The sequence below is a fragment of the Streptomyces boncukensis genome, assembly GCF_011045075.1.
Classification (GTDB): domain Bacteria; phylum Actinomycetota; class Actinomycetes; order Streptomycetales; family Streptomycetaceae; genus Streptomyces; species Streptomyces boncukensis.
Map to the genome: position 1 here is coordinate 1 of NZ_JAAKZZ010000427.1, position 6,502 is coordinate 6,502.

The 6,502-nt window shown below is 76.7% G+C and carries 4 protein-coding genes; 1 reads left to right on the forward strand and 3 read right to left on the reverse strand.

All coding sequences use genetic code 11. From position 1 onward, the window contains the following. Nucleotides 1-254: 254 nt before the first annotated feature. Entirely contained in the window at nt 255-2,951 is a 2,697-nt protein-coding gene (locus tag G5C65_RS28740; RefSeq protein WP_165301961.1) for a helix-turn-helix transcriptional regulator, read from the forward strand. A gap of 46 nt (nt 2,952-2,997) precedes the next feature. Here G5C65_RS28740 and G5C65_RS28745 read toward each other — a convergent pair whose 3' ends face one another. Genes G5C65_RS28745 through G5C65_RS28755 form a run of 3 tightly spaced genes read right to left on the reverse strand, consistent with a single transcriptional unit; the run spans nt 2,998 to nt 6,456 of the window. Then, entirely contained in the window at nt 2,998-4,677 is a 1,680-nt protein-coding gene (locus G5C65_RS28745; RefSeq protein WP_165301962.1) for an urease subunit alpha, read from the reverse strand. Further along, entirely contained in the window at nt 4,674-5,381 is a 708-nt protein-coding gene (ureA, locus tag G5C65_RS28750) for an urease subunit gamma (protein WP_165301963.1), read from the reverse strand. The genes G5C65_RS28745 and ureA overlap by 4 nt, the downstream gene beginning before the upstream one ends. Further along, entirely contained in the window at nt 5,356-6,456 is a 1,101-nt protein-coding gene (locus G5C65_RS28755) for an agmatine deiminase family protein (RefSeq protein ID WP_241266122.1), read from the reverse strand. The genes ureA and G5C65_RS28755 overlap by 26 nt, the downstream gene beginning before the upstream one ends. Nucleotides 6,457-6,502 lie beyond the last annotated feature (46 nt).

The following is a 6,502-nucleotide window of genomic DNA, read 5'->3' on the forward strand; positions in this document are numbered from 1 at the left end:
GGTGCGTGCTCTCGGCGTGCCGGGTGAAAGCCCTCGTACTGGGCGTACTCGGGCTTTCGGCCGGTGCGGCGAGAGCACGTGCCGGGCGTTCCAGGTGGCGTGCGGGGCTTTCGAAACACCCCCTAGTACGGATCCGGCGCGCCGGCTGGGTCGGGGCAGCCCCCTGCTGTGCCTCGCGGGGTGCGGCGCCCCGGCTCCATCGCACCCGCACGGAGTACGATCACGGCAACGCAGGGCTGAGGTACGGAGAGAGCATGGGCACCGGGCTGTCGGCGGCGGGGCGCCCCCTGACCGGCCGCGAGGACGAGACGCGGCGGCTCGGCGAACTGATCGGCGCGGCCCGCCGGGGCACCGGCGGGGCCCTGGTCGTACGCGGCGAGGCAGGTATCGGCAAGAGCGCGCTGCTCGCCCACGCGGAGCAGCACGCGGACGGCTTCCGCACCGTGCGGGCGCAGGGCGCGGAGTTCGAGATGGAGTTCCCGTTCGCCGCCGTGCACCAGCTCTGCGCACCGGTGCTGGGCAGCCTCGCCGCGCTGCCCGGCCCGCACCGCGGGGCCCTGGAGGCGGCGTTCGGCATGCGCGAGGGCACGCCCGACCCGTTCCTCGTGGGCGTCGCCACGCTGGGGCTGCTGGCGGAGGCAGCGCGGGACCGTCCGCTGCTGTGTGTCATGGACGACGCCCAGTGGCTCGACCACGCCTCGGCCGGGGCGCTGGCCTTCCTGGCCCGGCGGGTCTCGGCGGAGCGGGTGCTGCTGCTGTTCGCGGCGCGCGAGCCGAACCCGCCCGCCGAGCTCGACGGCCTGCCCGAGCTGGTCCTCGGCGGGCTCGGCGACGCGGAGGCGCGCGCCCTGCTCACCACCGAGGTACCGGGCTCGCTCGACGAGCGGGTGCGCGACCGCGTCCTCGCCGAGGCGCGGGGCAACCCCCTGGCGCTGCTGGAACTGCCGCGCGGCGTGGGGCCGACCGGGCTGGCGGGCGGGTTCGCGCCGCCGGACGCAGCGCCCGTGCCGGGCCGGATCGAGCGGAGCTACCAGGCCCGCCTGGAGCGGCTGCCGCACCCCACCCGGCTGCTGCTCACGCTGGCCGCCGCCGACTCCGTCGGGGATCCCGCCCTGGTCTGGCGGGCCGCCGAGAGCCTGGATCCGGCGCCGGACGCCACGGCGCTGTCCGCCGCGGACGTGTCCTCGCTGGTCGAGTTCGGCACCCGGGTCCGCTTCCCGCACCCCCTCGCCCGCTCGGCCGTCTACCGCGCCGCTGCCCCGGAGGAGCGCAGGGCGGCGCACCGCGCGCTCGCCTCGGCGACCGACCCGGACGCCGACCCCGACCGGCGCGCCTGGCACCGCGCGCTGGCCGCCCCCGGCCCCGACGAGGAGGTGGCGACCGCGCTCGAACAGTCCGCGGCGCGCGCCCGGTCCCGGGGCGGCGTGGCCGCCGCAGCGGCCTTCCTGGAGCGGTCGGCTGCGCTGTCCCGCTCCCCCGCCCGGCGTGCGGAGCGCACGCTGGCCGCGGCGCGGGCCACGCTGGAGGGCGGCGCCTACGACGCGGTGGACCGGCTGCTGGCCACCGCCGCCGCCATGTCCCTGGAAGCCGGGCAGCGCGCCACGCTGGACACGCTGCGCGCCCGGCTCTCCTTCGCCCGGTACCGGGGCGGCGACGACGCGCCCGCCCACCTGCTGCGCGCCGCGCGCCGGCTGGCGGACGACGACCCCGCGCGGTCCCGCGCCTGCTGCCTGGACGCGATCGAGATGAGCGTGCTGGTCGGCGGCCTGCCGGAGGTGGCGGCCGCGGCGGGCTCCGCGCCGCCGTCGCCGCGGCCGGCGGCCCCCGCCGACGCCGTACTGGACGCCGTGGTCGCCCTCGTCGGCGAGGACCACCGGGCCGCGATCCCCGCGCTGCGCCCCGTGGTGGCCGCCGTCCGCGACCCGGTGTGGCGGCACCGGCCCTCCCTCGCCCTGCTGCTCGCCGCCGAGGTGTGGGACATCGACGCGCTGCACGGCGCCGCCGCGCACCGGGTGGCGGAGAGCCGGGAGTCCGGCTCGCTGCACGGCCTGCGCATCGGGCTGGCGATGCTGGCCGCCGCCTCGGCGCACACCGGGGACTGCGCGGCGGCCCTGGAGGCGGTCTCCGAAGGCGAGGCGATCGCCGGCGCGACCGGCGCCTCGCCACTGATCTACCCGCGCCTGCACCTGTCCGCGCTGCGCGGCCGCCGTGCGGAGGCCGCCCCGCTCTTCGAGGCCGCGCTCGCCTCGGACCAGCGTATGAGCCTGAGCGTGCACTGGGCCTCCGCCGTGCTGCACAACGCGCTGGGCGACTACCGCACGGCGCTCGACGCGGCCGAGCGGGCTGTCGCCCTCGGCGACCTGGCCCTCACCGGGCTCGCCCTGCCCGAGCTGGTCGAGGCCGCGGTCCGGTGCGGCGAACACCGGCAGGCGGCCGCGGCCCTGGAGCGGCTGGCCGAGCGCACCGGGGCCGGCGCCGCGCCCTGGGGGCTGGGCGTGGCCGCGTACGCCAGGGCGCTGGTCACCGGCGACGAGGACGACTACCGCGCGGCCCTCGGCCACCTCGAAGGCTCCCGCGCGGCCGTATCCCGCGCGCGGGCCCGGCTGCTCTACGGCGAGTGGCTGCGCCGCCAGGGCCGGCGGCGGGACGCGCGGGAGGAGCTGCGCGCCGCGCACGAGGCGCTGTCCGGCATGGGAGCGGAGGGGTTCGCCGCGCGCGCGGCCGGGGAGCTGCGTGCCACCGGCGAACAGGCGCGCAGCCGGGTGCCGCGCACCCTGGACGAGCTCACCGCGCAGGAGGTGCACATCGCGCGGCTGGTCGCCACCGGGGCCACCACGAAGGAGGTGGCCGCCCGGCTGTTCCTCAGCCCGCGGACGATCGACGCGCATCTGCGCAGTGTTTTCCGCAAACTCGGTATCAACTCCCGCAGACAGCTCCGGGATCTGGTGTAGGCGCTCCCGGCGTGCCCGGCGTGCCCGGTGTCAGCAGGGGTCTCCCTCACAGGAAGTACAGCCGGTTCAGGGCGACGGAGTCCGCTGGGGCCGAGCTGACCGGTTCGCCGTCCAGGGTCACCCGGCCGGTGTCCGGCGCGACCCGCACCTCGCCCGTGCGGCTGTTGTGCACCATGTCCGCGGGGCCGATGCCCCGTGTGCCGCGGACGCCGACGCGCCGGCGCCGGGTGGTCATACGGTCGTTGCCCTCCGCCGCGGCCACCTGGCTCACGAACGCGACCGACAGCTCGGCGGGAGTCGCCCCGTGCCCGCCCAGCTGCGGCCCGAGCACCAGGGGCTGCGCGGTCTCCACGGAGGCGTTCGGGTCGCCGGTGGCGCCGTAGGCGGGGAAGCCCGACTTCAGGACCAGTTCGGGCTTGGCCCCGAAGCGGTCAGGGCGCCACAGCGCGATGTCCGCCAGCTTCCCCGGCTCCAGGGAGCCGATCTCGTGGGCGAGGCCGTGCGCGAGCGCCGGATTGAGGGTGAGCTTGGCGACGTAGCGGATCGCCCGGTCGTTGTCGTGGCGCGGGTGTTCGGCGCCGAACTGGGCCTTCATCCGGCCCGCCATGGCGAAGGTGCGCCGGACCGTCTCTCCGGCCCGGCCCATGCCCTGCGCGTCGGAGGAGGTGATGGGGATGACCCCGAGGTCGTGCAGGACCCCTTCGGCGCCCATGGTGCCCTCGCGGATGCGGTCGCGGGCCATGGCGTGGTCGCCGGGCCGCTCGGGATCCAGCTGGTGCACCGCCATGATCATGTTCAGATGCTCGGCGACCGCGTCCCGGCCGAAGGGCAGGGTGGGGTTCGTCGAGGAGCCGATGACGTTGGCCTCGCCCGCCAGCCGCAGCACGTTGGGGACGTGGCCGCCGCCGCAGCCCTCGATGTGGAAGGCGTGGATGGTGCGCCCCTCCAGCGCGGCCAGGGTGTCCTCCACGGACAGGCACTCGTTCAGCCCGTCGGTGTGCAGCGCCACCTGGACGTCGTGCTCCTCCGCCACGCGCAGCGCGGTGTCCAGCGCGCGGGTGTGAGCGCCCAGGTCCTCGTGCACCTTGAAGCCGCTCGCGCCGCCCTCGACCAGCGCCTCGGTCAGCGGGGCCGGGTCGGAAGCGGAGCCGCGGGCCAGGAAGCCGATGTTCACGGGCCAGGCGTCGAAGGCGTTGAAGGCGTGGCGCAGCCCCCAGGGCGAGTTGACGCCGACGCCCCACACCGGGCCGAACTCCTGGGCGATGACGGTGGTGGTGCCGGAGGCGAGCGACGCCTCCAGGACGCGCGGCGAGAGCAGGTGCACATGGGTGTCGACGGCGCCCGCCGTGGCGATCAGGCCCTCGCCCGGGACGATGGCGGTGCCGGTGCCGACGACGACGTCGACGCCGTCCATGGTGTGCGGGTTCCCGGCGCGGCCCACGGCCGCGATCCGGCCCTCGCGGATGCCGATGGACACCTTGCGCACGCCCAGCACGGCGTCGACGGCGAGCACGTTGCTGACGACGATGTCGCAGGTGTCGCGGACGGTCGCGGCCCGCAGGTGCATCCCGTCGCGGGCGGTCTTGCCGAAGCCGACGAGGAACTCCTGGCCCGGCTCGGCCGAGTCGTGCTCGACCTCGACCAGGAGTCCGGTGTCCCCGAGGCGGACGCGGTCGCCGGCGCGCGGTCCGTGGGCGGCGATGGCGCGGTGGAGTTCGGTCGTCATATCCGGCCTTCCGAGGTGTCGAGGTAGCCGCAGGCCCGCGCTCGGGCGAGGGCCAGGGAGCGGGCGCCGGGCGCGTCCAGCGGGCCGTCGACGAGCCCGGCGAACCCGATGACGACGCGCTCGCCGCCGATGGGGACGAGCGTGACCTCCCGGGTCTCCCCCGGCGCGAACCGCACGGTGGCGCCCGCGGGAAGCGCGGCCCGGTGCCCGTAGGCGGCGGCGCGGTCGAACCGCAGCCGCGGGTTGACCTCGAAGAAGTGGAAGTGCGAGGTCACGCTGACGGGCACCGGCGCCGTGTTGGTGACCGGCAGCGTCACGGACTCCGAGGGGTGCGGCGGGGGCGGCGCGGCCGGCTGCGGTCCGGGCAGCACCGCGCCCGGGGCCAGCTCCCCGAAGTGCCCGCCGCCGAACGGGTCGGTGACCACCACCAGCCGGGTCCCGTCGTCGAACACGGCCTCGACCTCCACCTGGGTCACCACGTCGGGCACCCCGGGCAGTACGTCGCCGGGGCCGAGGACGCGGCGTCCGGCGTCCAGCGCCTCGGCCAGCCGCGCGCCGTCGCGGGCCCGTTCGCAGACGGTGTCCGCGATGAGCGCGGTGGCCTCGGGCACGTTGAGGCGCAGCCCCCGGCCGCGCCGGGCGCGGGCGAGCTCCGCGGTGGTGAACAGGACGAGCCGGTCACGCTCGCCGGGCGTCAGACGCATGGCCGCCGGGCTCCTCTCCTCCGGGCGTCCTGGGCTGCTGCTGGGTGATGCAGTGGATGCCGCCGCCGCCCGCGAAGACGGTCCGGGCGTCGAGCATGACGACCTCCCGGCCCGGATAGGCGTCGGCGAGGATCCGGCGGGCCTGCTCGTCGTTCGGATCCTCGAATCCGCAGGCGATGACGGCGCCGTTGACCACGAGGTGGTTGATGTAGCTGTAGCCGACCCACCCCTCCTCGTCGCTGAGCGTCTTCGGCGCGGGCAGTTCCGTGATCTCCCACGGGTTGCCCCGCGCGTCGGTGGAGGCCCGCAGGACGTCGAGGATGTCGCGGGTGACGGCGTGGTCCGGGTGCGCCGGGTCCGGCTGGACATGCACGAGGAGCCGGCCGGGGGACGGAATGGTCGCCAGCAGGTCCACATGGCCGCGCGTACCGTACCGCTCGGCGTCCCGGGTCAGGCCGCGCGGCAGCCAGATGACGTGCTCGGCGCCGATCGTACGGGCGAGCTCGGCCTCGACGGCCGCCCGGTCCAGGCCGGGGTTGCGGTGCGGGTCCAGCTGCACCGTCTCCGTCACCAGCACGGTGCCCAGTCCGTCGACGTGGATGCCGCCGCCCTCGTTCACCAGCGGCGAGCGCACGCTCACGGCGCCCGCCAGGTCGCCCACCCGGCGGCCGACGCGGGCGTCCTTCTCCCAGGCGGCCCACTCCTGCCGGCCCCAGCCGTTGAACACCCACTCCACCGAGCCGAGCCGGCCGTCCTCGTCGAGGACGAAGGTGGGGCCGATGTCGCGCATCCAGGCGTCGTCGAGCGGCGCCGGAAGGAGGGAGACGCGCCGCGGGGCCGCGCCGGCCCCCGAGGCCCCGGCGCCCCCGGCGTCCCCGGACAGCAGGCGGCGGGCGGCGTCCAGGTCGGCGGGTTCGGCGAGCATGGTCACCGGTTCGAACCGGGCGATGGCCAGGGCCACCCGCGTCCAGGCGCGGCGGGCCTCCTCCAGGGTGCCGGGCTCCTCGCCGGCGTACGGCGCGCGGGGCGGGAAGGCGGTCCAGACGCGTTCCTGCGGGGCGGTTTCCGGGGGCATCCGCCAGCTCATGCGGGTCCTTTCGGGTCGTGCTCGGTGTGCGGGG

Coding starts and splice junctions, on each gene's coding strand:
- G5C65_RS28740 (WP_165301961.1), top strand. CDS start 255: ATGGGCACCGGGCTGTCGGCGGCGGGGCGCCCCCTGACCGGCCGCGAG.
- G5C65_RS28745 (WP_165301962.1), bottom strand. CDS start 4,677: ATGACGACCGAACTCCACCGCGCCATCGCCGCCCACGGACCGCGCGCC.
- G5C65_RS28755 (WP_241266122.1), bottom strand. CDS start 6,456: ATGCCCCCGGAAACCGCCCCGCAGGAACGCGTCTGGACCGCCTTCCCG.
- ureA (WP_165301963.1), bottom strand. CDS start 5,381: ATGCGTCTGACGCCCGGCGAGCGTGACCGGCTCGTCCTGTTCACCACC.